This window comes from Erythrobacter sp. S158, from assembly GCF_057364915.1.
The window spans coordinates 3,016,449-3,042,609 of record NZ_CP200279.1; the positions used below are offsets into that span (position 1 = coordinate 3,016,449).

General features: G+C 61.9%; 25 protein-coding genes and 1 tRNA gene. 11 read left to right on the forward strand and 15 right to left on the reverse strand.

Annotation, left to right across the window (positions count from 1 at the left end):
• Window positions 1–30: 30 nt before the first annotated feature.
• The 5 genes from AC0V6T_RS14795 to AC0V6T_RS14815 all read left to right on the forward strand — a co-directional run bounded on the left by AC0V6T_RS14795 (window position 31) and on the right by AC0V6T_RS14815 (window position 7,235).
• Entirely contained in the window at window positions 31–297 is a 267-nt protein-coding gene (locus AC0V6T_RS14795; RefSeq protein WP_007165645.1) for a GlsB/YeaQ/YmgE family stress response membrane protein, read from the forward strand.
• A 234-nt stretch (window positions 298–531) separates the two neighbouring features.
• Complete coding sequence (locus AC0V6T_RS14800; protein ID WP_486128109.1) at window positions 532–1,731, forward strand: efflux RND transporter periplasmic adaptor subunit; 1,200 nt, start codon at window positions 532–534, stop codon at window positions 1,729–1,731.
• Between the two features lie 82 nt (window positions 1,732–1,813).
• Window positions 1,814–5,317 carry an efflux RND transporter permease subunit gene (locus tag AC0V6T_RS14805; RefSeq protein ID WP_486128111.1) on the forward strand — a complete coding sequence of 1,168 codons (3,504 nt, stop codon included), beginning with the start codon at window positions 1,814–1,816 and terminating at the stop codon, window positions 5,315–5,317.
• Between the two features lie 90 nt (window positions 5,318–5,407).
• Window positions 5,408–6,673, forward strand: coding sequence for a DUF445 domain-containing protein (locus AC0V6T_RS14810; RefSeq protein WP_007165642.1), 1,266 nt, complete (start codon window positions 5,408–5,410; stop codon window positions 6,671–6,673).
• A gap of 187 nt (window positions 6,674–6,860) precedes the next feature.
• Window positions 6,861–7,235 carry a hypothetical protein gene (locus tag AC0V6T_RS14815; RefSeq protein WP_486128113.1) on the forward strand — a complete coding sequence of 125 codons (375 nt, stop codon included), beginning with the start codon at window positions 6,861–6,863 and terminating at the stop codon, window positions 7,233–7,235.
• A gap of 144 nt (window positions 7,236–7,379) precedes the next feature.
• On the opposite strand, the gene AC0V6T_RS14820 is transcribed toward AC0V6T_RS14815, so the two are convergent.
• Together AC0V6T_RS14820 and AC0V6T_RS14825 are read right to left on the reverse strand one after the other, a co-directional pair.
• The gene (locus AC0V6T_RS14820) at window positions 7,380–8,312 is read right to left on the reverse strand and encodes an electron transfer flavoprotein subunit alpha/FixB family protein (RefSeq protein WP_486128115.1); all 933 of its coding nucleotides are present in this window, start codon (window positions 8,310–8,312) and stop codon (window positions 7,380–7,382) included.
• 30 nt (window positions 8,313–8,342) lie between these two features.
• Window positions 8,343–9,089, reverse strand: coding sequence for an electron transfer flavoprotein subunit beta/FixA family protein (locus AC0V6T_RS14825; RefSeq protein ID WP_486128117.1), 747 nt, complete (start codon window positions 9,087–9,089; stop codon window positions 8,343–8,345).
• Window positions 9,090–9,413: 324 nt separating this feature from the next.
• Here AC0V6T_RS14825 and AC0V6T_RS14830 point away from each other — a divergent pair, with 324 nt between their 5' ends.
• Complete coding sequence (locus tag AC0V6T_RS14830) at window positions 9,414–9,860, forward strand: DUF6265 family protein (protein WP_486128119.1); 447 nt, start codon at window positions 9,414–9,416, stop codon at window positions 9,858–9,860.
• A gap of 114 nt (window positions 9,861–9,974) precedes the next feature.
• On the opposite strand, the gene sucC is transcribed toward AC0V6T_RS14830, so the two are convergent.
• Window positions 9,975–11,174 carry an ADP-forming succinate--CoA ligase subunit beta gene (gene sucC, locus AC0V6T_RS14835; RefSeq protein ID WP_486128121.1) on the reverse strand — a complete coding sequence of 400 codons (1,200 nt, stop codon included), beginning with the start codon at window positions 11,172–11,174 and terminating at the stop codon, window positions 9,975–9,977.
• 131 nt (window positions 11,175–11,305) lie between these two features.
• Here sucC and AC0V6T_RS14840 point away from each other — a divergent pair, with 131 nt between their 5' ends.
• Window positions 11,306–12,082 (forward strand): 3'(2'),5'-bisphosphate nucleotidase CysQ, encoded by a 777-nt coding sequence (locus AC0V6T_RS14840; RefSeq protein ID WP_007165636.1) that lies wholly within the window; start codon window positions 11,306–11,308, stop codon window positions 12,080–12,082.
• A 48-nt stretch (window positions 12,083–12,130) separates the two neighbouring features.
• Here the strand turns inward: AC0V6T_RS14840 and AC0V6T_RS14845 are convergent, their stop codons facing one another.
• A complete protein-coding gene (locus AC0V6T_RS14845; protein ID WP_486128123.1) occupies window positions 12,131–12,826 on the reverse strand; it encodes a YiaD family glycine zipper/OmpA-like lipoprotein in 696 nt (231 codons plus the stop codon).
• Window positions 12,827–13,016: 190 nt separating this feature from the next.
• Here AC0V6T_RS14845 and AC0V6T_RS14850 point away from each other — a divergent pair, with 190 nt between their 5' ends.
• A complete protein-coding gene (locus tag AC0V6T_RS14850) occupies window positions 13,017–14,333 on the forward strand; it encodes a hemolysin family protein (protein ID WP_486128125.1) in 1,317 nt (438 codons plus the stop codon).
• A gap of 35 nt (window positions 14,334–14,368) precedes the next feature.
• Here the strand turns inward: AC0V6T_RS14850 and AC0V6T_RS14855 are convergent, their stop codons facing one another.
• The 10 genes from AC0V6T_RS14855 to AC0V6T_RS14900 are packed head-to-tail and all read right to left on the reverse strand — an operon-like array spanning window position 14,369 to window position 23,156.
• Window positions 14,369–14,779 (reverse strand): DUF3035 domain-containing protein, encoded by a 411-nt coding sequence (locus AC0V6T_RS14855; RefSeq protein WP_007165633.1) that lies wholly within the window; start codon window positions 14,777–14,779, stop codon window positions 14,369–14,371.
• Window positions 14,780–14,782: 3 nt separating this feature from the next.
• A complete protein-coding gene (gene lspA / locus AC0V6T_RS14860) occupies window positions 14,783–15,316 on the reverse strand; it encodes a signal peptidase II (protein ID WP_486128127.1) in 534 nt (177 codons plus the stop codon).
• Window positions 15,313–18,144, reverse strand: coding sequence for an isoleucine--tRNA ligase (gene ileS / locus AC0V6T_RS14865; protein ID WP_486128129.1), 2,832 nt, complete (start codon window positions 18,142–18,144; stop codon window positions 15,313–15,315). The genes lspA and ileS overlap by 4 nt, the downstream gene beginning before the upstream one ends.
• 54 nt (window positions 18,145–18,198) lie before the next feature.
• Window positions 18,199–19,251, reverse strand: a complete 1,053-nt coding sequence (locus AC0V6T_RS14870; protein ID WP_486128131.1) for a glycerophosphodiester phosphodiesterase family protein — start codon at window positions 19,249–19,251, stop codon at window positions 18,199–18,201.
• Window positions 19,248–20,174: a bifunctional riboflavin kinase/FAD synthetase gene (locus tag AC0V6T_RS14875; protein ID WP_486128133.1), complete on the reverse strand. Its 927-nt coding sequence runs from the start codon at window positions 20,172–20,174 to the stop codon at window positions 19,248–19,250. Before AC0V6T_RS14875 ends, AC0V6T_RS14870 begins: the two co-directional genes overlap by 4 nt.
• Window positions 20,174–20,698, reverse strand: a complete 525-nt coding sequence (locus tag AC0V6T_RS14880; protein ID WP_486128135.1) for a dihydrofolate reductase — start codon at window positions 20,696–20,698, stop codon at window positions 20,174–20,176. Before AC0V6T_RS14880 ends, AC0V6T_RS14875 begins: the two co-directional genes overlap by 1 nt.
• Window positions 20,699–20,706: 8 nt before the next feature.
• Window positions 20,707–21,777 carry a 5-(carboxyamino)imidazole ribonucleotide synthase gene (locus tag AC0V6T_RS14885; RefSeq protein WP_486128137.1) on the reverse strand — a complete coding sequence of 357 codons (1,071 nt, stop codon included), beginning with the start codon at window positions 21,775–21,777 and terminating at the stop codon, window positions 20,707–20,709.
• Window positions 21,774–22,253 carry a 5-(carboxyamino)imidazole ribonucleotide mutase gene (gene purE, locus AC0V6T_RS14890; protein ID WP_486128139.1) on the reverse strand — a complete coding sequence of 160 codons (480 nt, stop codon included), beginning with the start codon at window positions 22,251–22,253 and terminating at the stop codon, window positions 21,774–21,776. Before purE ends, AC0V6T_RS14885 begins: the two co-directional genes overlap by 4 nt.
• A gap of 14 nt (window positions 22,254–22,267) precedes the next feature.
• Window positions 22,268–22,954 carry a 2,3-diphosphoglycerate-dependent phosphoglycerate mutase gene (gpmA, locus tag AC0V6T_RS14895; RefSeq protein WP_486128141.1) on the reverse strand — a complete coding sequence of 229 codons (687 nt, stop codon included), beginning with the start codon at window positions 22,952–22,954 and terminating at the stop codon, window positions 22,268–22,270.
• 52 nt (window positions 22,955–23,006) lie between these two features.
• Window positions 23,007–23,156, reverse strand: coding sequence for a hypothetical protein (locus AC0V6T_RS14900; protein ID WP_007165624.1), 150 nt, complete (start codon window positions 23,154–23,156; stop codon window positions 23,007–23,009).
• An 87-nt stretch (window positions 23,157–23,243) separates the two neighbouring features.
• Here AC0V6T_RS14900 and AC0V6T_RS14905 point away from each other — a divergent pair.
• From AC0V6T_RS14905 to AC0V6T_RS14915, 3 genes are all read left to right on the forward strand, one after another.
• Window positions 23,244–23,318 (forward strand) — tRNA-Thr (locus tag AC0V6T_RS14905).
• Window positions 23,319–23,494: 176 nt separating this feature from the next.
• Window positions 23,495–24,232, forward strand: a complete 738-nt coding sequence (locus tag AC0V6T_RS14910; protein ID WP_241761216.1) for a PH domain-containing protein — start codon at window positions 23,495–23,497, stop codon at window positions 24,230–24,232.
• A 6-nt stretch (window positions 24,233–24,238) separates the two neighbouring features.
• Complete coding sequence (locus AC0V6T_RS14915; RefSeq protein WP_486128144.1) at window positions 24,239–25,795, forward strand: PH domain-containing protein; 1,557 nt, start codon at window positions 24,239–24,241, stop codon at window positions 25,793–25,795.
• Here AC0V6T_RS14915 and AC0V6T_RS14920 read toward each other — a convergent pair.
• On the reverse strand, window positions 25,792–26,121 hold the full coding sequence (locus AC0V6T_RS14920) for a GNAT family N-acetyltransferase (RefSeq protein WP_007165621.1): 330 nt from the start codon (window positions 26,119–26,121) through the stop codon (window positions 25,792–25,794). The genes AC0V6T_RS14915 and AC0V6T_RS14920 overlap by 4 nt on opposite strands.
• Window positions 26,122–26,161 lie beyond the last annotated feature (40 nt).

Below are 26,161 nucleotides of genomic sequence, written 5' to 3' on the forward strand. Positions count from 1 at the left end.
AGCAATGGCTGGGCTTCAAGGAGGAAGAATATGGGTTGGATTATTGCACTTATCGTCGGCGGTGTTGCCGGTTGGCTGGCGAGCCTTGTCATGAACCGCGATGCCTCGATGGGCATCTTCTGGAATATCGTCGTGGGCTGCATCGGCTCGGTTGTCGGCAACCTGATCGCTGGCCCGCTGCTGGGTATCAGTGGCAGCGTGCAGGAATTCTCGCTGGTCGGATTGGGCGTTGCCGTCCTCGGCGCGGTTGTCCTGCTCGGCGTGATGAACCTCATCCAGCGTGGTCGGGTGCGCTAAACCCCTGACGACATTATACAGTATCGGCAAGGCGGCGCGGCAGAGATGTCGCGCCGCCTTTCTCATGTTGCCAGGCCCGCTAGGCCCTTCGTCTAGGCTCAAAGTCATCAGTCGATGCACGGATTGCCCTTCGCTCCCCCTTGATTAAGAGGGATTGCGAAGGGTGACTTATACGTATAACACACTTGGGCCCGTTGAACCGGCCACAAAAGCCACCCGCATAAGGGAAGTATAATGAACTACGCGACCACGATCACAGCCGAGGCACAGGACGACATCCCCGCCGATGTCGCGACCCGGCATGGTCTCAACCGGTCCAATTCGCTGACCCGCACTCTGCTGATTGCAGGGGGCGGTCTTTTCGCCTTGTTGCTTGCGATCGCGGCCTATTTCGCTCTTCAGGGCGGCGAGCCTGCCGCGATGGCGGACGATAATGAGCAGGCACCGGTGGTCACGGTGATCACTCCCGGTCGTACAAGCGTCGACGGCACGATAGAAGCGCCCGGAACTCTGGCTGCACGTCGCCCGATGCCGGTGGGCGTCGTGGGTGAGGGCGGCCAGGTCCTGTCGGTGCGAGTCGATGCAGGTGACTGGGTGCGCCAGGGGCAGGTGCTCGCCGTGATCGACCGCTCGGTTCAGACGCAGCAGGCAGCGGCGCAGGCAGCCCAGATTGATGTCGCCCGCGCCGATGCGCAGCTCGCCCAGTCCAACCTCGACCGTGCACTTCAGCTGGTGGAGCGCGGCTTCATCTCGCAGGCCGAGATCGACCGCCTGACTGCCACCCGCGATTCGGCGGTGGCCCGCATCAAGGTGGCAGAAGCTCAGCTTTCTGAGCTGCGCGCGCGCAACGCCCGCCTCAACGTGATCGCTCCGGCAACCGGCTACGTGCTTGAGCGCAATGTCGAGCCCGGCCAGACCGTGACCGGCGGCACTCCGGCGCTGTTCGTGATCGCGCGCGGCGGCGAGTTCGAGCTTCTCGCACAATTGAGCGAAACCCAGCTTGCAGGCCTCTCGCAAGGCGTGACGGCCAGCGTCATCCCAACCGGGTCGGACAAGACTTTCGAAGGGCAGATCTGGCAGCTTTCACCCACGATCGACCAGCAGACCCGTCAGGGTACTGCCCGCATTGCATTGCCTTACGCTCCTGAACTGCGCCCCGGCGGTTTTGCAACGGCGAGCATCCAGAGCGGAACGCTCGAAGCGACGGTGCTTCCACAAAGCGCCGTTCTTGCTGATGACGAGGGCAGCTTCGTCTACGTTATCGATGAAGAGAACAAGGCCGTGCGCACTCCCGTGACAACCGGAATGACCACGCCCCAGGGGATCGCCATAACCGAAGGCCTTTCGGGCACTGAACGAGTGGTTCTGAGCGCTGGCGGGTTCCTCAACCCGGGCGAAATCGTCAAACCGCGCAAAGACGGCGAAGTAGAATGATAAGCCGCGCCGCTCCTCCTTTCGTAACTCTTTCGAAGGGTCATGGCGCGGCCCCGCATGCAGCTGAACTGGCAGAAACGATATGAATTTTCGCAATCTCTCGGCCTGGTCGATCCGCAACCCAGTGATCCCGCTCGTGCTGTTCACCGCGCTGCTCCTTGCCGGCATCGTCAGCTTCAGCCGCATGGATGTTACCAACAACCCGGATGTCGAATTCCCGGCGGTTACGGTCAACATCTCGCAGCCCGGCGCTGCACCGACCGAGATCGAAAACCAGATCACGCAGCGCGTCGAAAGCGCGCTGCGGTCGATCAACGGCGTCAACTCGATCCAGTCGACCGCGAGCGAGGGCAACTCCAGCACGTTTGTCGAATTCGAAGTCGGCACCGACATCATCGAGGCGGTCAACGAGGTCGAAACCGCCGTGAATGGCGTGCGCGCCAGCCTGCCTGACGGCATTCTCGAGCCGCGCATCGGCAAGGTCGACGTGACCGGCGACGCGATCGGCTATGTCGCGGTTGAAGCCGACGACATGACGATCGAGGAACTCAGCTGGTTCATCGACGACACGGTCGCAAAGCGTCTGCTCCAGATCGAAGGCATGGCCGAGGTTGGCCGCTTCGGCGGTGTCGATCGCGAGATCGAAGTGATCCTCGACCCTGCCAAGATGCAGGCGCTCGGCGTCACTGCATCGCAGATCAACGGCGTTCTGCGCAGCGAAAACCTCGATGCTGCTGGCGGCCTCGCCGAAGTCGGTGGCACGCGTCAGTCGCTGCGCGTCCTTGGCAACAATGACAGCGCATTCGAACTCTCGCAGCGCCAGATCCAGCTTGGCGGCGGACGCACAGTGCGCCTTTCGGATGTCGCAACCGTGCGCGATGGATTCGGTGAACGCGGCTCGATCAGCGAAGTGGGCGACCGCGAAGTCGTAAACTTCTACATGAACCGCGGACGCGGCTTCTCGGACCTTGCCGTCTACGAAGCCGCCGTTGCTGAAATGGACAAGATCGAGGCGGAGACCGCTGGCGTCCGCTTCATCCGCATGTTCACCAGCACCAAATACACAGAAGACCAGTACAAGAGCTCGATCTCGGCGCTGATCGAGGGCGCTGTTCTGGCGATCGTGGTCGTGTTCCTGTTCCTTCGCGATTGGCGCGCTACGTTCATCAGCGCAGTTGCGATCCCGCTTTCAGCGATCCCGACCTTCTTCTTCATGGACCTGATGGGTTTCAACCTGAACTTCCTCTCGCTCCTTGCGCTTGCGCTGGTGGCGGGCGTGTTGGTCGATGACGCGATCGTGGAGATCGAGAACATCGTGCGCCACATGCGCATGGGCAAAACTGCCTATCAGGCGAGTATCGACGCCGCTGACGAGATTGGTCTGCCGGTTGTGGCCACCAGCTTCTGTATCGTCGCTGTCTTCCTGCCTGTGGGCCTGATGCCTGGCATCTCGGGCCAGTTCTTCCAGAACTTCGGTCTGACTGTGGTGGTCGCGGTGCTCATGTCGCTGGCTGTCGCCCGAATGGTGACGCCGCTTATGGCGGCCTACTTCCTCAAGGCGAAGGGTCACGGCGCGCATGGCGAGGGCCCGATGATGGACCGCTACATGGCGGTGCTCGGCTGGACGCTTGATCGCGGCAAGATGCGCAACCGCCGCGAAGGGCTGGAAAGCCCGCGCAACCGCTGGGTGTATTCGATCGCATTGTTCCTGACCGTAATGCTGCTGCTGGTCGTCAGCGCAATGACCTTGTTCCAGGGCTACGGCCTCATCGCAGGACTTGAGATCCCAACGCGTGCTGCTGAGGCGTTCTCGGACGATATGAACTCGACGCTCTACAAGTTTGTCGCGAAGGTCTTCGAAGTCGTCCTCGTGCTGTTTATGTCGGTGCTCGCTTTCGTGGCCGGCTTTGCAGCTCTCAAGCTGGTCGAGCTTCTCGGAAGGGCCGGCGGCGCGTTCGGCCGGGGCGTCAAGTGGATGACGGCGCGCTTCTACGATCACCGTGTCTGGATGCTTGGCGTGGGTTGGTTCTCGTTCCTCGTGACCATCCTGCTGTTCGGCCAGATCCCGGCAGCCTTCCAGCCAACCATCGACGACGAAAACTCGACGGTTGAGATCGAAATGGTCCCCGGAACGACGCTCGCAACGACAAAGGGCGTGTCCGACCGTGTCGACGCGCTGCTCCGCGTACAGCCCGATGTCGAACGCACTTTGCAGCGCATTCGCGTCGGCAATTCGACCATCTTCATCAAGCTGAGGGACGACCGCGAGCTCTCCTCGATCGAGTTTGAGCGAAACCTAGCACCGCAACTCGCCCAGATCGCCGATGCGCGCGTGCGTTTCCGTTCGCAGAGCGGCGGCTTTGGCTCGGGTCGCGACCTTACCGTCATGCTTGCTGGATCCGACCCCGAATTGCTCGAACAGACGGCTGCGACTCTCGTTGAACAGATGCGCGGGCTAGACACGCTGGTCGCACCGCGGATCAGCGCCGACCTCAACCGGCCCGAGATCATCATCACACCGCGCGAACAGATCGCCGCCGAACTGGGCGTAAGCACGATCGCGCTTTCGCAGACGATCCGCATCGCGACCTTGGGTGAGATCGAGCAGAACGCGGCGCGCTTCTCGCTATCGGATCGCCAGATCCCGATCCGCGTGAAGCTGTCCGAGGATGCGCGCGGCGAGTTGACCACGATTGAGAACCTGCCGGTGCCAACCGCGAATGGTGGAACTGTCCCGCTCTCGCGCGTGGCGGAAATCTCCTTCGGTTCGGGCCCGACCGCGATCCAGCGTTACAACCAGAACCGCCGCGTTCTGGTGGGCGCCGACCTCGCCTCCGGCGTGATCAAGGGCGAGGCGCAGGCCGAGGTCGACCAGCTGCCGGTCTTGAAGAACCTGCCGACCGGCGTGATCCGCGATGTCGTTGGCGAAGACGTCTGGCAGCAGGAGCTCCAGCAGAACCTCGTCATCGCGATCATCGCCGGCGTCCTGCTGGTCTTTGCCTGCCTGGTCCTGCTCTACAAGCGTCTGATGAGCCCGCTCGTCAACATGACGTCGCTGGCGCTCGCACCGCTCGGAGGCATCCTGCTGGTGTGGCTGTCGGGCTTCGCGCAGTCGATGCCGGTCTATATCGGTATCCTGCTGCTGCTTGGCATCGTCTCGAAAAACTCGATCCTGCTGATCGACTTTGCAATCGAAGAGATGGAGCGTGGCACCGACAAGCTCGAAGCGATCATGGAAGCCGGGCACAAGCGTGCACAGCCGATCGTGATGACCACGGTTGCCATGACCGCAGGAATGGTCCCTGTGGCGCTATCGCTGAGCGGCGATGGTGCCTGGCGTCAGCCCATGGGCGTGGTGGTGATCGGCGGCCTTATCATGTCGACGCTGCTCACTTTGGTCATCGTCCCGGCAGGCTTCAGCCTTGCTGACGGGTTCGAGCGCCGTGCCGGGCCGTGGCTGCGCGAGCGTCTGCTCACCTACAAACCCGGCGACGACGGTCAGCCTGTTCGCGGCGAACACGGCGCTCCCAAGCCCGACCTGCCGTTCCCCGGCCAGCACCGCCCGGGAGCCGAGCCTGCTGAGTAATCGCACAGCATGCAGGGAGGGCGTGGCGCGCCGCGCTCTTTCAGGCTAGTAGGCGCCGAAATGGCAAGCACACCGCGCCCTATACCCTTGATGTTCGGCGGAGAACCGCTGACCGCCGACCGCGCGCGCCGGATGCGCTGGACCGCGACCGGGTTGCTGGCGGCAATGGCCGTGCTGTTCTTCTCGACCCACGCGTTGGCGGTCACGGGCCACCCGGCCTGGGGCTACGTCAACGCCTTTGCCGAAGCAGCGATGGTGGGCGGATTGGCCGACTGGTTCGCGGTAACTGCGCTGTTCCGCCACCCGCTCGGCTTGCCGATCCCGCACACCGCGATCATCCCGTCCAACAAGGACCGCATCGCCGATACGATGGCGCAGTTCCTTCAGGAGAACTTCCTGACGCCCGCCGTGGTCGCAAGGCGCATGGCGGGGATGAACGTCGCGCGCGCGGTCGGGGATTTTCTGGTCGAGAGCCCTGATCGCAACGGTGAGGACACGCGCTCGCGCATCACCGGCGGCGCTGCGGAACTGCTCGCCGAAGTGCTCGAATCGCTTGATCCTGACAGGCTCGGCAATCAGGTGCGCTCGGGACTTGGAGCGCAATTGGCGAAGCTTGATGTCTCCCCGCTCGCCGGGCGGATGCTTGAAAACGCGATGACCGACAATCGGCACTTGCCGCTCATCAACGGGCTGATCCGCTGGGCCGGCCTGACGCTTGAGGACAACGAGGACACGGTCCGTGATATCATTCACAACCGGGTCGCCGGTGTCCTTCGCTGGGCCGGGCTCGACAAGACGATCTCGGGCAATGTTCTCGATGGCCTCTACAAGCTCTTGGCAGAAGTGCTGGTCGATCCCGAGCACCCGCTTCGCGGCAAGATGGAAGAGGGCCTCGAAAAGCTGGCTCAGGACCTTCAGCACGATTTCGAAACCCGCGCGCGGGTCGAGGATATGAAGCGCGACCTGCTCGAAAACCCGGCTGTGGCTGAGTGGTGGCTGGGCGTCTGGGAGCGTATCCGCCAATCGCTCATCCGCCGGGCGCGCGATCCCGACAGCGAGCTGGGTGCGGAGATGCGCAACGGGCTTGCTGATCTTGGTGCAGCGCTCAAACAGGACCATCGACTGCAGCTCCAGATCAATCGCTTCGCTCGCCGTACGCTGGTTGGCATCGCGACGCGCTATGGCGGCGAGATCGTCACTCTCGTTTCAGAGACGGTGAAACGCTGGGATGCAACGACCATCACCGGACGCATCGAAAGCGCAGTGGGCCGCGACCTTCAGTTCATTCGCATCAATGGTACGCTGGTCGGTGGGCTCGTAGGGATGACGCTGCACTTCATCACAAGCCTCATGTGACCGGCCCCGTAGAACTGCGTTGAGGGTTGATGCGGAGCAACTTCATGGCTCCTGGTCCGTTGTAACCGGTATGATGCACACTCGCGCTCCAGAACGGATTGACCTTGGCAGCGGCCACCAAGCGGTGATCAATGGCGCCGTCGTCACAGTGGACGGGCCATGCACTCTGATCGTGAACGCAGGTGCAATGGTCATCGCACAGATCGAGGACGCAAAAACTGACAGGTCGTCGCGAAACCCGCGGGAAGAGCTGTACTTCTCGCTCATCGAGAAAGGGGCATCCCCTTATCTCGCCGAGGAGGATCAGATCAGGTTTTTCACACTGCTCTCCGAGATCGCGTCGCGACCCATGAGCGCGGAGGATGAGCAAGATTGCCGATCCTGCTGCACCGCCATGATGGAAAGCAGTTTGAGGGACGCTCTGGTTTACGCCGCAAGGCTGGCCTCACATAGCGTCGGCCCGGACCCGCTGCGCGCAAAGCCGGGGCCTGCGAAACAAGAACCTCAGAGGAACGAAAATGATTGCCTGTATTCGACGAAGGAATCGATCGGCTCGCCATAGGCATCGCGCGTTCGGCTGACATATGAGCTTCAGCAGAGGTTGAAAGTCAGATGGCGGAGTTGGCGAGGCATGAAAAAACCCTCCGCCGAGCGTGTTAGCGCGGCGGAGGGCTTTGATAAACTTCAGTTTTTCAGAACGTGAGGATTAAAGCGCCTCGGTCACTTCCGGAACAGCGTTGAACAGGTCGGCGACGAGGCCGATGTCTGCAACCTGGAAGATAGGTGCGTCTTCGTCCTTGTTGATGGCGATGATGACCTTGGAGTCCTTCATGCCGGCAAGGTGCTGGATCGCGCCCGATATGCCGATGGCAATGTAGACTTCGGGAGCCACGATCTTGCCGGTCTGGCCGACTTGATAATCGTTCGGCACGTAGCCTGCATCGACCGCAGCACGCGATGCGCCGATGGCTGCGCCAAGCTTGTCGGCGAGCGGGTTGATGATCTGTTCGAAGGTCTCGCCGTCCTTGAGAGCGCGGCCACCTGAAACGATGACCTTTGCGCTGGTCAGTTCGGGGCGGTCGCCGCCATCGGCGACTTCGCGGCTGACGAAGCTGGAGATGCCAGCATCGCCCGGACCTGCGACGTCTTCGACCGAAGCCGAACCACCTTCAGCAGCGGCCTTTTCAAAGGCGGTGCCGCGAACGGTGATGACGAGCTTGGAATCGCTCGATTCGACAGTTGCGATTGCGTTGCCCGCGTAAATCGGACGGGTGAAGGTCTTGGGGCCTTCGACCGAGAGAATGTCCGAAATCTGCATCACGTCGAGCAGGGCAGCAACGCGCGGGGCGATGTTCTTGCCCGAAGTGGTCGCAGGCGCGAGGAATGCGTCGTAGCCTTCCATGATGCCAGCCACCAGCGGAGCGACGTTTTCAGCAAGGCCTTCGCCGTAGGCTGCGTCGTCGGCCTTGAGGACCTTCGATACGCCAGCGATCTTGGCAGCAGCTTCGGCAGCGCCAGCGCAGTTGCTGCCAGCTACCAGAGCGGTGACTTCGCCCAGCTTGCCAGCAGCGGTAACCACTGCGAGCGTCGCGTCGTTGACGGAAGTGTTGTCGTGTTCGACCAGAACCAGAGTGTTCATTGTGTCTATCCTTCTCCTTAGCCGGGCCGCTTAGGCGATCCCCAGCTCCTTGATCTTGGCGACGAGCGCGGCGACGTCTTCCACCTTTTCACCGGCCTGGCGAACCGGCGGTTCGCTGACATTGGTGGTGGTAAGACGCGGTGCGATGTCGACGCCGTAGTCGGCCGGTGCTTTTGTATCGAGCGGCTTCTTCTTCGCTTTCATGATGTTCGGCAGCGAAGCGTAACGCGGCTCGTTCAGGCGAAGATCGGTGGTGACGATCGCTGGCGTGGTCAGCTTGACCGTTTCAAGGCCGCCGTCGACCTCACGCTTCACGATGACGCTGTCGCCGTCGACTTCGACGGTGTTCGCAAAGGTACCCTGCGGGCGACCCATGAGAGCTGCGAGCATCTGGCCGGTCTGGTTGCTGTCGTCGCTGATCGACTGCTTGCCGAGGAGTACGAGTCCGGGCTGCTCTTCGTCAGCGATGGCTTTGAGGATCTTGGCAACGGCGAGCGGCTCGACCTCTTCATCGGTCTCCACAAGGATCGCGCGGTCAGCACCCATGGCGAGCGCAGTGCGCAGCGTTTCCTGCGCCTTTGCCGGGCCAATCGAGACAGCCACGATTTCCTCGGCCTTGCCCGCTTCCTTGATCCGGATCGCTTCTTCGACTGCGATCTCGTCAAACGGGTTCATGCTCATCTTGACGTTGGCGAGGTCTACGCCGGAGCCATCGGGCTTCACGCGCGGCTTCACGTTGTAGTCGATCACCCGCTTGACGGGGACGAGGATTTTCATGGGTCTTGTTCCTTCCCTTTGTCCGCTCACTTCGGATCGGTGTGCGGATTTGGCTGTGCGAATTCGATGGCGCCGAGCTAGCTTGCGTTTACGTAAACGTCAAGCAAGAGGCCCATCAAATCTTTTTCGTTCCTTGTGTCGAATTGGGGTCTCGCGCTCCGTCTTACCTGCGTCAACCTCCTATTTGATGCTGCTTGCTTTCGAGTTGCATCAGGGGGAGGGTAATCGCGAGGAGACAGTGCAGTGTTTGCAATTGGACGCCTGTTTGGAAGCTTCTTGGTGGCGGGATTGCTGGCCGGAGCGGGTTTGGCTCAGGACTCGACCATGGAAACCCGGTTGGGTGACGAAGGTTCCGAATCGCCTGCCGCAACGCTCGAACAGATGGACTGGCTGGTAGGGCAGTGGGTTGGCGACGGGATCGGCGGCGCACCTGCCATGGAGAGCTGGCTGCCTCCCAGCGGCGGCACGATGGTCGGCACATTCGTTCAGCAGAACGAAGATGGCGGTATCCAGTTTACCGAGCACCTCTACCTGATGGAGGAAGAGGGCACGCTGGTCCTGCGCCTCAAGCACTTCAATGCCGACCTCACTGGGTGGGAGGAAAAGGACGGCATGCTGACATTTCGCCTGGTCGCGATGGAAGAATGCGCGGCATACTTTCACGCGCTGACGCTGAGATGTGCGGACGCCGAGGCACCGGGCGAAGGATTGGTGGCAGCAGTGCGAATGCAGTCCGGCAACGAACTGCTGTTCACATTCGAAGCAATGTAGGCGCAATACGCCAATCGGTCGCAAAGCCACCGTAAGGGCGACTGCCCGACCACAGCGGCGCGACGTGCCGCGCGTCTAGCGAGGACGCGGGCCCGGATGGGCCCGCGCACTACGTCACGCCGCCTGCTTGACCTCTGCGACGATCTTTTTGGCTGCATCGCCAAGATCGTCAGCCGGGACAATCGGAAGGCCCGAATTGGCGAGGATTTCCTTGCCCTTCTCGACGTTGGTGCCTTCGAGGCGCACCACCAGCGGAACGCTCAGGTCGACTTCCTTTGCCGCGATCACGATGCCTTCCGCAATGGTGTCGCAGCGCATGATGCCGCCAAAGATGTTGACGAGGATACCCTCGACCGCCGGGTCCTTGAGGATGATCTTGAACGCTGCCGTCACCTTCTCCGTGGTGGCGCCGCCGCCCACGTCGAGGAAGTTTGCGGGGAAGGCGCCGTTCAGCTTGATGATGTCCATCGTCGCCATTGCAAGGCCTGCGCCGTTGACCATGCAGCCGATGTTTCCGTCGAGCTTGATGTAGGCAAGGTCGTATTCGCTCGCTTCGACTTCGGCCGGATCTTCTTCGGTCTCGTCGCGCATCGCTTCGATGTCGGGGTGACGGAACAGCGCATTGCCGTCAAAGCTCATCTTCGCGTCGAGCACGAGCAGCTGGCCATCTTCGGTTTCGACCAGCGGGTTAATCTCGAGCATCTCCGAATCGGTTGCCATGAAGGCGTCGTAAAGCTTCTTCGCGAGCTTCTGTGCCTGCTTGTTGAGGTCGCCGGTGAGCTTGAGGCCGAATGCGACCGCGCGGCCATGGTGCGGCATGAAGCCCTGCGCGGGGTCAATCGTGATGGTGACGATTTTCTCGGGCGTGTCGTGCGCGACCGCTTCAATATCCATGCCGCCTTCGGTCGAGACGACCATGGCAACCTGGCCCGATGCACGATCGACGAGAAGCGAGAAGTAATATTCCTTGGCGATGTCGACGCCGTCGGTGACGTAGAGGCGGTTGACCTGCTTGCCTTCAGCGCCGGTCTGCACGGTCACGAGCGTGTTGCCGAACATTTCCTTGGCGTTGGCTTCAACTTCCTCAATGCTCTTGGCGAGGCGCACGCCGCCCTTTGCGTCCTCGGGGAGTTCCTTGAACTTACCCTTGCCGCGTCCGCCGGCGTGAATCTGCGCCTTGACCACGTAGAGCGGACCCGGAAGCTTCTTGGCAGCGGCAACCGCTTCTTCGACACTGAGTGCCGCGTGCCCGTCAGGAACGGCAATTCCGTGTTCCTTGAGCAGTTCCTTGGCCTGATATTCGTGGACGTTCATGAGCGCGTGATCCCTTTTGACTCGTATCGGTATGGGGGAGGAGGTTCTTGCGCAGCGCATAAGCATGGATTGGAGCACTTGAAAAGTGCCCGCGGTGCCGTCACGAGGGCGCATCCTACGAAAGTCGCACAATGATTGATCAGGCAGCATTTCAAGACATCGTCCGCGAGGCGGGCCGCATCGCGTTCGACCGCTGGCCGGGCGCGGGCAACGAATGCGAAACCTGGGAGAAATCACCGGGCAATCCGGTCAGCGAAGCCGACCTCGCGGTCGATGCGTTTTTGCGCCGTGAATTGGGCAAGTTGTTGCCTGCCGCGGCGTGGCTGTCCGAGGAGACGGCGGACGACAAGATTCGCACCCGAAGCGATCTCATCTGGTTGGTCGACCCGATCGACGGGACGCGCGATTATGTGCGTGGGCGTGCCGGGTGGTCAGTCTCTGTCGCGCTGATCAGCTCCGGCAAACCGCTTATCGGGATGCTTTCAGCGCCTGCGCGCGAGGAAGAGTGGTTTTCGTTCGCCGGACGTGGCTCGACGCTCAATGGCGAACCGTTGAAAGCCAGCACGCGCAAGGAGTTCTCAGGAGCGCGCGTTCCTACCGACCAGTTGCCAAGCGCCGATTCCGACCTCGTCGCGGTTGAGAAACCCAATTCGATCGCTCTTCGGATCGCGATGGTGGCTGACAATCGCGCTGACCTTCTGGCGACGCTGCGCTGGGGATTTGAGTGGGACATTGCCGCCGCCACTCTGATCGCGCGTGAGGCGGGCGCGCAGGTGTCGGACGCCTTTGGCAACCCGCTCGCCTATAACAAGCACGACCCGCGTGACTTCGGCGTGCTGGTGAGCGCCCCCGGCATTCATGCCGCTGCGGTCGCAAGGCTGGCCGAGCGGGCCAAGGCGCTCAAATAGAAAGGGCGGCCCGCAAGGGCCGCCCTATCAAAAGCGTTTCAGCGCGAATTACTGCCCGCGGGCAGCGTTCACGTCATCCTGGCTGATCGGAGTGATCTTGATCTCGACCCTGCGGTTCAGCGGCTCGTTCACACCGTCGGCGGTCTTGATGCGCAGATAGTCATAGCTTTCGCCATAGCCGCGCGTTTCCATGCGGCTGCGGGCAACGCCTCGGCTCGCGAGATAGTCTGCGACAGCCTGTGCGCGCTGTTCTGACAATCGCTGGTTCAGCGCATCCGAACCGGTCGTGTCAGTAAAGCCGTACACGTCGATCAGGCTGTTGGGATACTGGATCAGGCTGTTTGCGACCGAATCGAGCGAATCGTAAAAGCCCGGATTGATCGATGCCGAGCCGCTGGCGAAGGTGACGCCATCGGGCAGGCGAACGAGAATTGCGTCCTGGTCGCCGATTTCCTCGACATCAACCCCGGTGCCTTCGAGTTCTTCATCAAGTTCGCGGATCTGGTCGTCGAATTGCTTGCCGACAACCGCGCCCGCCGAGCCGCCAATACCTGCGCCAATGATGCGGGCCGTGTTGCCGCCGATAACTCCGCCAAGCAGGTAGCCGAGCGTACCGCCGACGCCTGCACCGATGGCTGTACGTGAAACCTTGCGCTCACCGGTGTTGGGGTCCGTGACGCAGGCGCTCGTTCCAAGAAGTGCGACAGCTGCGGTGGCCGAAAGCAGAATGCGTGATTTTTTCATTATAGTCCTCCAAGCGTTGGATATTCCGTGACCTAGTAACAGGTGATCATCGGCGAAGTTCCAACCTTTTCGCGCATGAGCGCCTCAGGTTTGCGGCAAGCTGAATGCATTTGGTGCAATATTCGGGTCACTTTCAAGCGCGTGAAGCCAGGGACTGGAACAATGTGGCAATTGTGCTAGCGCTCAACGCGTGACACCTTTTCCCTGGTCAGACCTGATACTCATAGCTGGGCTCATCGTGCTCAACGGCGTTTTTGCCATGTCCGAGCTCGCGATAGTCTCGGCCAAGACGAGCGCGCTGCGGGCACGCAGCGACGAGGGCTCTATTGCCGCGCGGATCGCTATTCGACTGGCGGAAGAGCCGGGCAAGTTCCTCTCGACCGTACAGATTGGCATTACGCTTATCGCGATCGTGACGGGCGCTCTTTCAGGCGCGAGCCTTGAGGCACCAATTGGCGAACGGGTCGCGCTCTTGGGCGTGCCGGAGGATACCGCGCGCCAGGTCGCTTTCGTCGGCGTTATTGCACTCACCACCTATTTCAGCGTCGTGGTGGGCGAGCTTGTGCCCAAGCAGCTCGCCCTGAGAGCAGCTGTCCCGATCGCTATCGTGATGGCGCGTCCCATGGACTTGCTCGCGCGGCTGGCGGCGCCCCTTGTCTGGCTGCTCGACAAGTCGTCCGCAGGAATCATCGCGCTGTTCGGCATCCGCACCAAGGGCCGCCCTTCGCTCACGGCAAAGGAGCTACAGATGATCTTTGCCGATGCGACACGCTCGGGCGTGATCGAGCAGGACCAGCACCAGATCCTGACCGGCGTCGTGCGCCTGGCCGAGCGGCCCGTGCGCGAACTGATGACCCCGCGCACCGAGCTCGACTGGGTCGATGCCGATGCCGATCTTGAACAGGTCCTTGCGACCATCAGCAACAGCCCGCACTCGCTGCTTCCGGTTGCCGAGGGATCACCCGACGCGATCCTCGGGATCGTCAAAGTGCGCGAAGTTCTGGCCGCACTCGTGGCAAAGGAGCCCGTCTCGATCCGCGGCATGGCGAAGAAAGCCGAAGTCGTTCCCGATCAACTCGACGCTATGGATGCGCTGCGCGTGCTGCAATCGGCAGAGATCGCCATGGCGGTCGTGCACGATGAATATGGCCACTTCGAAGGCATCGTTACTCCGGTCGACCTGTTGACCGCTATCGCCGGCACATTCGCCAGCGATCAGGATCAGGGCGACACACCGCAGATCATCGAATGCACCGACGGATCGCTGCTCGTCTCGGGCGCGCTGTCGGCTGATGGTCTGGCTGACCGGCTTGGGCTGGAATACGGCGAAGACCGCGAGTTCGGCACGGCAGCCGGCTATGCGCTGTCAGTGATGAAGAAGCTCCCGCTGATCGGTGAGAGCTTTACCGATCAGGGCTGGGAATTCGAAATTGTCGAGATGGACAACCGCCGTATCGACAAGATCATCGTCCGCAAGCGAGCGGAAGATCCAAGCGAAGACGGTTAGAAACGTGCGAGGCTCGTCCGGATGGGCGGGCCCGATCAGCCAGGAATAAGCGTTTGAGCGGTCGCGCCGTCACCTTCGGGTGCGGCGATGATGTCGCGCGTCACGCGGCCTTTGGCGACGGTGTTGGTGTCGGGATCGCCGATCTGCGAGCGGATGCTCGGTGCGGCCTGGCCTGCGCGGTCGATTGCGCTCGTCTCGATCTCGCTGCGCGGAGCCGGGCCGCCGAAGAGCGCTTCGAGAGCCTGCTCCGACGCGGTGCCTTCTGCCGGGCGCGGCGCGCCGGGTGCGGGCGGGGTGAGCGAGAAATCGGGCGGAACCACCAGCGGAGCCTGACGCTGTACGGCAAACTCGTCAGGGCGATCGCGGTTGAAAAGTCCGCCGCCGCCGCACGCGGCGAGCATTGCACAGCCGGAGGCGAGCAGGATGGCGGTCTTGAGGTTACGCATTACTTATTCTCCGCGTAGGATGGGTGTGCCATCCGTGTCCGTATTGTCTTCCTTTTCGCGCATGAAAAGGCTGCGCGCAAGGATGATGACGACGCCGATGGTGATAGCGGCATCGGCAACGTTGAAGATCATGAAGGGCCGGAACGTGCCGATGTGAAAGTCGGCATAGTCGATCACATAGCCCAGCGAATAGCGATCGTAGATATTCCCGATCGCTCCACCCAGAATGAGGCCAAGGCCGAGGATATCGCCAAGCAAACGCTCGCGCATCATCCACACCAGCACCACCAGCGCGATCAGAGCGGTCATGGCAACAAGCAGCCAGCGCATCTCCATATTGGTCGCCTGCAGCATCCCAAGCGAAATGCCGCGGTTCTCGGTATAGGTGAGGTCGAAGAACGGGATGAGCTCAATATGGCGCACGCTGCGCAGGTTGAGCGGGCCGATCACGTACCACTTGATGACCTGGTCGATGCCCGCGACAAACGCCGCGAGCGCCAGTCCGATCGACCGGTTGCGGGTGAAAAGGTCGCTCATGCCGCGCTGTCCATCTCAGCGACGACGCTATCGCACCGCCCGCACAGCGCGCCGTCTTCGGGCACGTCAGGGAGCAGGCGCCAGCAGCGGCCGCATTTCGCATCGGTGGACTTGGCGACGATCACCTCGTCTCCATCGCCGCGCGTCACTGTCCCGGTGATGAACAGTTCGGCGAGTTGTTCGTCGGTCACGCCCTCAGGCACCGCGCTTGCGGGGACTGTCACGACCGCTTCGTTGCTTGAGCGGATGACCTTCTCGCGCCGCAGTGGCTCGATTGCTTCGGTAACCCGCTCACGAAGGGCGCGAAGCTGCGTCCATTTAGCACGGTCTGCGGGAACGGCGGGCACGCTCGGCCATTCGAGCAGGTGGACGCTGCCGCCCTGCTCGTCGTCCTCGGGATAGCGGGTCTTCCACACTTCCTCGGCGGTAAAGACCAACACCGGCGCGGCGTAGCGGACCAGCGCGTGGAACAGCAGGTCGAGCACCGTGCGATAGGCGTTGCGCGTGGTCGAATTGGGCCCGTCGCAATAGAGCGAATCCTTGCGGATATCGAAGAAGAACGCGGAAAGGTCCTCGTTGCAGAAATCGACCAGCAGGCGGGTGTAGGTGTTGAAATCGTACTCTGTCGCGGCCTTGCGCAGCTTGCCGTCGAGCTCGGAGAGCAGCGCAAGGACGTAGACTTCTAGCTCGGGAATCTCGCCCGTGTCCGACATGTCGCCGACGAACCCGTCGAGCGCGCCGAGCAGGTAGCGGAAAGTGTTGCGCAGGCGGCGGTATTGGTCTGAGACACCCTTGACGATCTCGTCACCGATCCGGTGATCCTCGGTGAAATCGACGCTGAGCGCCCACAGCCGGATGATATCCGCGCCGGTCTGCTCCATCATCTTGACCGGATCGGTCGTGTTGCCGAGCGACTTGGATTGCTTACGCCCCTTGGCATCCATCGTGAAGCCGTGAGTCAGCACCTGATCGTAAGGCGCGCGACCGCGTGTGGCGCAGCTTTGCAGGAGCGAGGACTGGAACCAGCCGCGATGCTGGTCGGAGCCTTCGAGATAGAGGTTGGCGGGCCATTGCAGGTCCGGCCAGCGCCCGCTTTCGAGGACGAAGGCGTGGGTGCATCCCGAATCGAACCAGACATCGAGAATGTCGGTGACCATCTCGTAGTCGTCGGGATTGTGCGCATCACCCAGGAATTCGGCTTTGCGCGCCTCTTCCCATGCATCGACGCCTTCTTCGCGGATCGCGGCGACGACGCGGGCGTTCACGTCCGGGTCCTGAAGATAGGTGCCATCGGGCTTCACGAACAGCGTGATCGGCACGCCCCACGCGCGCTGGCGGCTGAGCACCCAGTCGGGGCGGCCTTCGACCATCGCACCGATGCGGCGCTCGCCCTTGGGAGGGACGAATTCGACGCGCTCGATTTCCGCCATGGCGCGGCTGCGCAATGTACCGCCGCCTACAAGCTGATCGTCCATCGGCACAAACCATTGCGGCGTACAGCGATAGATGACCTTGGCCTTCGAGCGCCATGAATGCGGGTAGGAGTGCGCGTAATCGGCAGAGGCGCTGAGCAGAGCGCCTGCTTCCCTGAGGTCCGAGCAGATCGGACCTTCGGGCGCGTTGAAGGGCTTGTTGATGACGGAGCGGCGGCGGTCATCATCGCCGCCAAGCCAGAGCCAGTCGTCGCGATAGCGCCCGTCGTCCATCACCGCGAAAACGGGGTTGATGCCATTCGCCTTGCACAGATCGAAATCGTCCTCGCCGTGGTCGGGCGACATGTGGACGATGCCGGTGCCGCTATCGGTGGTGACGAAATCGCCAGCGAGCATCGGGCGCGGTGTCGCGTAGAACCCGCCGAGATGATGCATCGGGTGCCGGACCTTGGTTCCGGCTAAGTCGGAGCCTTTGCCTTCCCAGATTACCTTCAAGTCAGAATCATCAAGCCATCCGCGTGACGCGGCTCCGGCAATCAAATCCTTGGCGAGAACAACCAACGGACCATTAGAATTGTGAACAGCGACGTAGTCGAGTTCTGGCCCATAGGCGAGCGCTTGGTTGACTGGGATCGTCCAGGGAGTGGTCGTCCAAATCACGGCGAACATTGTATCGCCTATGTCGAGAAGATCTTGGAGTGTCTTGCAGTTCGGAGCCGCAGTGATCTCGAACGCCACATCGATCTGCGGCGAGTCCGTGAGGTCCTCGTACTCGACCTCGGCCTCGGCCAGCGCGGTTTCCTCGACCGGGGACCACATCACCGGTTTCGAGCCGCGATAGAGGTTGCCTGCCTCCGCGAACTTCATCAGCTCGGCGACGATCGTCCCCTCAGCCTCGAAATCCATCGTGAGGTAGGGATTGTCCCAGTCGCCCATGATGCCCAGGCGCTTCAGCTGCTCGCGCTGGGTGTCGACCCATTTCTGAGCGTAGGCGCGGCATTCGGCGCGGAATTCCTTTGGCTCGACCTCGTTCTTGTTGCGCTTCTTCTTGCGGTACTGCTCTTCGACCTTCCATTCGATCGGCAGGCCGTGGCAGTCCCAGCCCGGAACATAGGGAGCATCCTTGCCCATCAGGTTCTGCGTACGGCAGACCATGTCCTTGAGGATGTGGTTGAGCGCATGGCCGATATGCATGTCGCCATTGGCGTAGGGCGGGCCATCGTGAAGGATGAACTTCTCGCGCCCGCGACGTGCCTCGCGCAATTTCTCGTACAGCCCAATCTCGCGCCAGCGTGCCTCAATGCCCGGTTCCTTCTGCGGAAGGCCGGCTTTCATCGGGAACGCGGTCTTGGGAAGGAAGACCGTATCTCTGTAATCGCGCTTATCGTCAGACATAAGGCGCAAGCCGTTAGGACATCTGGCGCAGGTGCGAAAGCCTTATTGCGCCCTTCATTGCCGAGCGCGACGTCGCTCGAGCCCTGCCTGACCCGCTTCGATCTCGGCTCGGGTGCGATTGTCGAAGCGCTGGTAGAGCGCCGGGGCAAGGTTGAAGGTGTCCTCGACCCAGATATGGCCGTTATAGCTGTCGGGGATCTGGGTGAGTTGTTCGGGCAGGGTAAGGCCGGTGTTGGGCTCGCCCGAAACGTATGGTCCGGTGACGATGATCCGCCCGCCATGCGCTTCCATCCGGGCGATCAGGCGGTCGGGCCAACCCCAGAACAGCCACTGGTAATTGAGCGGGATGACCATGGTTTTGCCTCGGCAGGAAGAGGGCAGGTAGCCACTCCAGCCCAGCGCCAGATACTCGGTTGCGCAGGTCCGCGCTTCGGCGGGGCTCCAAGCCCAGGCATCGGGATAAAGCTCGCGCACACGGCCGATCACAGTTGGTGCGCCGTAGAAGGCATCGCCCTTGGCTTCGGGGTCGCGCCCTGCTTCCAGGAGTTTTGCCGCGACGAGGTCGGCCTCTGCCGGATCATCCGACTTGAAATTGATCATCAACCGCCCGCGCGGGGGCAGCGCACGCGCCACGTCGACCAGCGTGGGCATTTTGCCGAGGCCGCTACCACGCAAGGGATAGGTTTCGCCGCCGTCCGCGCTGTAGCCATAACCGATATCGAGAGCGCGCAACTCCTCAGCGGTGGCCTCGCGAACCGGGCCGGAACCATCGGTGCGGCAATCGAGCGTCCAGTCGTGGAACAGCATGACTTCGCCATCGGCGGTGGGTGCAACGTCAACCTCGACAAAGGCCGCGCCCAGCTTGTCAGCGCGAAGCACCCCTTCGCGGGTGTTTTCGAGATAATCGTGGAAGGGCTCCTCGATCCGGGTCGCCGTGCAGGTGTCGCGCTCAACGCCTGCGCGGTCGAAATCCTGCGCGATCCCCCGGTGAGCGATCAGCTGCGGCGAGCCTACCGGAACCGGCGCAAGCCAGCTGGCATTCGTGACCGAAAGGATAAGAACCGCAAGGGCGAGCGCAAGCAGGCCCCAGCGCAGGACACGCTTCATCCCAGCAGTTCTCTTGCCCGGTCGCAGTCGCGCTCCATCTGCACCATCAGATCATCGAGGCTGTCGAACTTGGCCTCGCCGCGCAGGAAGTGGTGGAAGGCAACCTCGATCTCCTGCCCGTAAAGGTCGCCGGAGAAGTCAAAGAAATAGGGTTCGAGCAATTCCTTGGGCGGTTCGAACTGTGGGCGGATGCCGATATTGGCGGCGCCTTTCAGTTCTTGGCCGGTCGCGAGGATTTTGCCGGTGACCGCGTAGACGCCGTATTTGGGGCGCAGATAGGTGTCGATCGCGAGGTTCGCGGTCGGATATCCGAGCTTGCGGCCGTTCTTGTCGCCGTGTTCGACGATCCCGCGAATGGCGAAAGGACGCGTGAGCAATTCTGCCGCCAGTTCCGGTTTGCCCTCACGCAAAGCTTCGCGGACGCGGCTGGACGAGACAACGTCGCCGTGCCCCTCGACCGCCTCGACCACTCGGGATTTGAGGCCCTTTTGGCTTCCAAAGTCGCGCAGAAGATCGACATTGCCCTTCGCGCCCTTGCCGAAAGTGAAATCGCCACCGATTACCACGCCGTAAGCGCCAAAACGCTTGATCAGGATGTCGGTGATGAAGTCCTCGGCTGGCGTTCCTGCCAGTTCGCCGTCGAAGTGGAACACCAGCATCGCCGTCGCTCCGGCGGCAAGGTAGAGTTCCTGACGCTGTTCGAGCGTGGTTAGGCGAAAGGGTGGCACATCGGGACGGAAGAACCGCACCGGATGCGGGTCGAAGGTCGCGATTATCGAAGGACGACCTTCTTCATGCGCCCATCGGATCGCTTCACCCGCCACCGCCTGATGACCCCGATGAAATCCGTCAAAATTGCCGAGCGCAATAACCGCGCCGCGCAGCGCCTGCGTGACCTGTTCGCGGTGGTCGAGCCAGCGCATCAGCTGTGCTCCTCCGCGCTTTCTTCATCGTGGCGAACATAGGTGACGAAGGAATAGGCTGGCATCTCGCCATCCGCCGCGTGGTCTTCGCGTGCTTCCACTATCCATTCCGCGCCGAGCGGTTTCATGAATACATCGCCCTTGTACTCGGCATGGATTTCGGTGACTTCGATGCGGTGCGCCACAGGGCGAAACACGTCGTAAATCGCCGATCCGCCGACGACCGCGATTTCGCCGGTCTCGTTCCCGTCCTTTGCCGTAGCAATCGCCTCATCGACGCTGCAGACATGCTCCGCGCCGTCACTGTCCCAGCTGTCGCGCCGGGTCAGGACGATGTGGCGGCGACCGGGGAGAAGGCCGGGCAGGCTCTCGAAGGTCTTGCGGCCCATGATCATCGGCTTGCCCATGGTAAGCGCCTTGAAGCGTTTGAGGTCGGCTGGGATGTGCCATGGAAGGCGGCCCTCGAAACCGATCGCGCCGTTGGATGCACGCGCGTAAATCAGGACAATTTCGTAGTCTTCCATCGCGCTGATTATGCCTTGTGGCTGACCCGCGTGACATGACCCATCTTGCGGCCCTCACGCGCTTCGCGCTTGCCGTAGAGGTGCAGGTGCGGCTCGCCATCTTCTGCCAAGATCTGATGGGCGGATTGCGCATCCTCTCCCACGATGTTGCGCATATCGATGCTGGCGAAGCGGGTTTCGGTAGCGCCCAGGGGAAGGCCGCAAATGGCGCGGATGTGGTTTTCGAACTGGCTCGTCGCTGCGCCTTCAATGGTCCAGTGACCTGAGTTGTGCACTCGCGGAGCCATCTCGTTGAAGACCGGGCCTTGCTTGGTTGCGAAGAACTCAAGCGTGAGAACGCCGACATATTGCAGAGCGTCGGCAGTCTGGCGTGCAATATCGCGGGCGATCTCGACCTGTGCCTCGACCGCTGGGCCGGCGGGCAGGGTCGAGCGCACCAGCATGCCGCCTTCGTGCGTGTTGGCGGTCGAATCCCAGATACGCACCTCGCCGTCATGTCCGCGAACGAGAATGACGGAAAACTCGGCATCGAAATCGACCATGCCCTCATACACGCAGGGGCGACCGGGAAAGCGCACGCCCTCGGCTTCATGCGCAGACGCAATGCGCCACTGGCCTTTGCCGTCATAGCCTTCGCGCGCGGTCTTGAGGATGCCGGGCGTTCCGATCCGATCCAGAGCGCGGCGGAAATCCTCATCGCTTTCGACGCGCATGTAAGGCGCACACGTCGCGCCAAGCTCTTCGACGAAGCGCTTTTCGGTCAGTCGGTCCTGCGCCACTTGAAGCGACTTTGCGCCGGGTGCGAGGCGATCTGCCGGCATTGCATTCACAGCGGTGAGAGGGACGTTCTCGAACTCCCAAGTCACCACGTCGCACTGGGTGGCAAACGCTGCGAGCGCAGCGGTGTCGCCCCAGCCGTTCTCGAAAAAGTCGGCGCACAGGTTGGCTGAAACATTATCGCCTGCTGGCGCATATCCGATGCAGCGATAGCCTAGCTGGCTTGCCGCCATCGTCAGCATCCGGCCAAGCTGGCCTCCGCCAAGGATACCAATTGTCGATCCGGGGGTTGCGACTTTCATTCCGGCGCCTCTGCAACCGCATTGCTGCGCGCTGCTCGCCAGTCTTGCAGCCTCTCGGACAATTCCTCGTCGTTGATGGCAAGGATCGCGGCCGCCATTAGCGCCGCATTGTTCGCGCCCGCCTCGCCTATTGCGAGGGTTCCGACCGGAATTCCTGCTGGCATTTGCACGATAGACAGAAGGCTATCCATTCCGGACAGCGCCTTGGACTGAACGGGCACGCCGAGCACGGGAAGGTGTGTCATTGCAGCGATCATTCCGGGAAGGTGCGCCGCGCCGCCAGCGCCCGCGATAATGACGTCGAACCCTTCGCCTTCAGCGCCCTTGGCAAAAGCGCTCATGCGGTCTGGCGTTCGGTGGGCCGAGACGATCCGCGCCTCGTGTTCGACTTCGAGTTCGTCGAGTATCTCGCTCGCGCAGCACATGGTTGGCCAGTCCGACTGGCTACCCATCACGATTGCTACTTTCCCTCCCACTTGAGTTCTGCCCCTCAGCTGTCTTTCAGATAATACCGCTCGCCAGGCGTCATCGTATCATCGAATTCGTAGACGATCGGTTGACCGGTGGGAATCTCCAGCCCGGTGATGTCCTCATCAGAGATATTCGAGAGGTGCTTCACCAGTGCGCGCAGCGAATTGCCGTGCGCCGAGATGATGACTGTCTCTCCGCTGGAAAGAACGGGAAGAATGCCGCTTTCCCAATAAGGCAGCACGCGCTCGATCGTGAGCTTGAGGCTTTCAGTATAGGGAACGTCGATCCCTTCGTATCGAGGATCCGCGCCGGGGTCGTACTCGCTGCCCGGCTCCATCGGAGGGGGCGGCGTATCGAAACTGCGACGCCAGATGTGGACTTGCTCGTCGCCGTGCTTGTCCCGGGTTTCTTGCTTGTTGAGCCCCGTGAGGCCGCCATAGTGCCGCTCATTGAGGCGCCAGTCCTTGGTAACCGGCAACCATAGGCGGCCCATCTCTTCCAATGCCAGGTTGAGCGTCTTAATCGCGCGGGTCTGGACACTGGTAAAGCAGGTCGTGGGCAGGACGCCTTTTTCCTTCATCAGCGTCCCCGCGGCCTTGGCTTCGGCCACACCCTTTTCGGTCAGATCGACGTCCCACCACCCCGTGAAGCGGTTTTCGAGGTTCCACTGGCTCTGGCCGTGGCGGACCAAAATCAACTTAGGCATGTCGGCTCCCGCGAGACGGGGTCCCTTGCGCCCGCCATCAAGAGACAGCGCGTTAGCCCTCAGGCGCGTCCTTGGAAACCCCGTTCTCGCCTGATTCGGCTTTCATCTCACGGCTCTGGGCTTTTCGGCGGCGCAGGTTTTCGCGCAGCTTTGCCGCCATGCGCTCTTCTCGCGACATTTTCTTGCCAGTATCGTCGTTCATGCGAAACGCCTTGCCCCGTACGCAATCTCTCATCAAGCCCGCGCTTGACATTCGCCGCGCACCCGACAATAGGGCGCGCCTCGGTTGGCTGCTGTAGCTCAGTGGTAGAGCGCACCCTTGGTAAGGGTGAGGCCGAGAGTTCAATTCTCTCCAGCAGCACCATCCCTCTTTCATCCTCATCGCTATTCGCATCGCGGCGACTGCGGGCGGCCGGTCGGCCTTGCGAACCCTTGCGGGTTCGAGTGGCTTCCTTCTTCATCGGCTCTGCCTGACGGTTCACCGAATGCGAGGCGCTTTTGGCCTTGCGTGTGCGCGCCGGGTTCATCATCTATCGTTGCATGAGCGATACAGGTGGGGACGACGCCGACAAGAACGGCAAGACCGCGGGCAGCGCGCGGCAATTGTTCGGACACAAGGGCGGCGCAAAGCCTTGGGATGCGCCCAGAACTCCTCCGCCTCCTCCCCCGGCTGAGAGCAAGGACACCTCCTCCGCACCCTATCCGCGCGATGCGACCTACACACCGCGTCCGTCTGCTGAAGAAAAGCCCGCCGCATCCTCCGAAGCCAAGGCCGAACTCGAATCGCAATTGGGGCCGCTGGACGATGAAGGCGAGCTCACGAAGCTGCACCCCAACTACAAGCTGCTGATGCGAGTGGGTGCGATTATCGTTGCGCTCGTGATTATCGGGGGCGCGGCAGTGCTTGAGCTGGCGCTTAGCCAGGAAATTGATTTCCCGACCGGCATCATTCTCGGCCCAGCGGTGCTGGTTGCGCTGTTCATCGCGATCCGCATCCCGCTCGCGCGCTATAATGCGCGCGGCTATCAGATCAGCCGCGACCGCCTGCGAGTGGTGCGCGGGATATTGTTTCGCTCGGATACGGTCGTGCCGTTCGGCAGGGTTCAGCATATCGACGTAGATCAGGGACCGATCGAGCGAGCGCTCGATATTGCGACGCTGACGCTTCACACCGCAGGAAGTCACAACGCCTCGGTCCGGTTGCCGGGACTTGGCCATGCCTTGGCTGTCGAAATGCGCGAAACGATCCGCGCTCACATCAAGCGTGAGACGCTGTAAGCGCACATGGTCGAACCGGCCCCTGCACCAGCGCGCATGAACGAGCCGCGCAACACGGATCCCAAAACCATTATGGTGGGCGCCCTGGCGAGCGCTCAGAACTCGATCCTGCCTGTCGCCGCGATCATGTTCAGCACCGGCGGGTTCGGCCTGCTGGTCGCCATTCCGGCAGCGCTCGCCATCATCGCGATCGGGACGGCATTCAGCTATCTTGCATGGAAGCGCCTGACATACACAATCGGTCGGCAGGACATCCGGGTCGAAAGCGGCATCTTGAGCCGCGCGGCGCGCTCGGTCCCGTATGAGCGCATTCAGGATGTCAGCCTTGAGCAGAAACTGATCCCGCGCCTCTTCGGTCTCGTAGCGGTCAAGTTCGAAACCGGCGCAGGCGGCGGTGAGGACCTCAGCCTCTCCTATCTCACCGAGGAGCGCGGTGAAGAGCTGCGCCAACTGGTCCGCGAATGGCGCGACGAACAAAGCGCCGAGACGAGCGGCGATTCCGGTGACAGCGCTCCTGCCAAACCAGTCGAAGAGCATGCCGAGCCGCTCTTCACGATGGGGACGGGCAGGCTCTTCACCTTCGGATTGTTCGAATTCTCGCTCGCTGTTTTCGCCGTGCTGGGCGGCCTGCTGCAATATGCCGACACCCTGTTCGACTTCGAGTTCTGGGATCCCGACATCTGGCGCGGCTGGATCGATCAGACCGGCATCGACCTCAGCGCGCTCGATGCGACGATGCAGATCCTGGGCGCGATTGCCGGAATCGTCGTGCTGCTGATCATCGGCTCGCTCACGGGCATGATCCGCGTCTTCACCCGCGAATGGGATTTTCTGCTCGAACGCACCGCGCGCGGCTTCCGCCGCCGGCGCGGGCTCTTCACCAAGACCGACGTCGTCATGCCGATCCACCGGGTTCAGGGTGTGAAGCTCAATACAGGCTTCGTACGATATCGCTTCGGTTGGCACGGCCTGAGTTTCGTCAGCCTTGCGCAAGACATGGGCGCATCAAGCCACGTCGTCGCCCCGTTTGCAAAACTCAGTGAAATTGCCCCCATCGTCGAAGCGGCAGGCTTCAGGCTGCCGGGTGAGGATGCAGACTGGCGACGAGCAAGCGGGAAATACCTGGTCGACAATACGATTATCGAATCGATCTGGTTCGTGATCGGGGCGGTGGTCGCTGGCATCGCGACCGCGATTTACGCGCCTGAGTGGGTCGAAGTCGCAGTCGGCATTCCACTCGTGCTCGCTGGCCTGACTGTTGTCGCGAACGCGCTTGCCTGGCGTTTCCAGCGCCATGCGCTTGGCGAAGCTCAAATCATGTCGACGCGCGGGGTGCTTGCCCCAAAAAGCCAGATCGCGACGCGGCTCAAGCTGCACTCGGTCGAGATCTCGCAAGGTCCGATTGCGCGGCTGCGCGGCTATGCGACCATCCATTTGGGTCAGGCAGGTGGTACTTTCTCGATACGAGGGGTGCCGATTGAGCGTGCGCGCGAACTGCGTGGCATGGTGCTCGAAACGATTGCCGCGACCGATTTCTCGCAGCTGGAAAGCCAGACGGCTTAGGCTTTGAGGTCAGCCCAATCGGGGTTCTCGTCGAACTTCTTAGCGACGTATGAGCATTGCGGGACGATCTTGAAGCCCTTTTCGCGCGCATCCGACACCAGCCTTTCGACCAGCAGGCCTGCAACCCCGCGCCCGCCGATAGCAGGCGGCACGATCGTATGCGTCGCCACGCGCACATCGGCGGCGACCTGCTCTTGCGGAAGGCCCGTTTGCGGCTCCCATTCAAGGTGGCCCTGCGCGTCCTCGCCTTCGACATTGGCGACGTACTTGCCGCCCTGTCCCTGCGCGTGGTGAGTGATCGAAACTTTCTCGGCAATGTCGGTCATGGGGGCTTCTCCTTCTTGCCATAAACGTCTGCACGGTTAG

Bases quoted from the DNA above. Each gene is read 5' to 3' on its own strand.
- AC0V6T_RS14795 (WP_007165645.1), top strand. From the start codon at position 31: ATGGGTTGGATTATTGCACTTATCGTCGGCGGTGTTGCCGGTTGGCTG.
- AC0V6T_RS14800 (WP_486128109.1), top strand. From the start codon at position 532: ATGAACTACGCGACCACGATCACAGCCGAGGCACAGGACGACATCCCC.
- AC0V6T_RS14805 (WP_486128111.1), top strand. From the start codon at position 1,814: ATGAATTTTCGCAATCTCTCGGCCTGGTCGATCCGCAACCCAGTGATC.
- AC0V6T_RS14810 (WP_007165642.1), top strand. From the start codon at position 5,408: ATGTTCGGCGGAGAACCGCTGACCGCCGACCGCGCGCGCCGGATGCGC.
- AC0V6T_RS14815 (WP_486128113.1), top strand. From the start codon at position 6,861: ATGGTCATCGCACAGATCGAGGACGCAAAAACTGACAGGTCGTCGCGA.
- AC0V6T_RS14820 (WP_486128115.1), bottom strand. From the start codon at position 8,312: ATGAACACTCTGGTTCTGGTCGAACACGACAACACTTCCGTCAACGAC.
- AC0V6T_RS14825 (WP_486128117.1), bottom strand. From the start codon at position 9,089: ATGAAAATCCTCGTCCCCGTCAAGCGGGTGATCGACTACAACGTGAAG.
- AC0V6T_RS14830 (WP_486128119.1), top strand. From the start codon at position 9,414: ATGGAAACCCGGTTGGGTGACGAAGGTTCCGAATCGCCTGCCGCAACG.
- sucC (WP_486128121.1), bottom strand. From the start codon at position 11,174: ATGAACGTCCACGAATATCAGGCCAAGGAACTGCTCAAGGAACACGGA.
- AC0V6T_RS14840 (WP_007165636.1), top strand. From the start codon at position 11,306: ATGATTGATCAGGCAGCATTTCAAGACATCGTCCGCGAGGCGGGCCGC.
- AC0V6T_RS14845 (WP_486128123.1), bottom strand. From the start codon at position 12,826: ATGAAAAAATCACGCATTCTGCTTTCGGCCACCGCAGCTGTCGCACTT.
- AC0V6T_RS14855 (WP_007165633.1), bottom strand. From the start codon at position 14,779: ATGCGTAACCTCAAGACCGCCATCCTGCTCGCCTCCGGCTGTGCAATG.
- lspA (WP_486128127.1), bottom strand. From the start codon at position 15,316: ATGAGCGACCTTTTCACCCGCAACCGGTCGATCGGACTGGCGCTCGCG.
- ileS (WP_486128129.1), bottom strand. From the start codon at position 18,144: ATGTCTGACGATAAGCGCGATTACAGAGATACGGTCTTCCTTCCCAAG.
- AC0V6T_RS14870 (WP_486128131.1), bottom strand. From the start codon at position 19,251: ATGAAGCGTGTCCTGCGCTGGGGCCTGCTTGCGCTCGCCCTTGCGGTT.
- AC0V6T_RS14875 (WP_486128133.1), bottom strand. From the start codon at position 20,174: ATGCGCTGGCTCGACCACCGCGAACAGGTCACGCAGGCGCTGCGCGGC.
- AC0V6T_RS14880 (WP_486128135.1), bottom strand. From the start codon at position 20,698: ATGGAAGACTACGAAATTGTCCTGATTTACGCGCGTGCATCCAACGGC.
- AC0V6T_RS14885 (WP_486128137.1), bottom strand. From the start codon at position 21,777: ATGAAAGTCGCAACCCCCGGATCGACAATTGGTATCCTTGGCGGAGGC.
- gpmA (WP_486128141.1), bottom strand. From the start codon at position 22,954: ATGCCTAAGTTGATTTTGGTCCGCCACGGCCAGAGCCAGTGGAACCTC.
- AC0V6T_RS14900 (WP_007165624.1), bottom strand. From the start codon at position 23,156: ATGAACGACGATACTGGCAAGAAAATGTCGCGAGAAGAGCGCATGGCG.
- AC0V6T_RS14910 (WP_241761216.1), top strand. From the start codon at position 23,495: ATGAGCGATACAGGTGGGGACGACGCCGACAAGAACGGCAAGACCGCG.
- AC0V6T_RS14915 (WP_486128144.1), top strand. From the start codon at position 24,239: ATGGTCGAACCGGCCCCTGCACCAGCGCGCATGAACGAGCCGCGCAAC.
- AC0V6T_RS14920 (WP_007165621.1), bottom strand. From the start codon at position 26,121: ATGACCGACATTGCCGAGAAAGTTTCGATCACTCACCACGCGCAGGGA.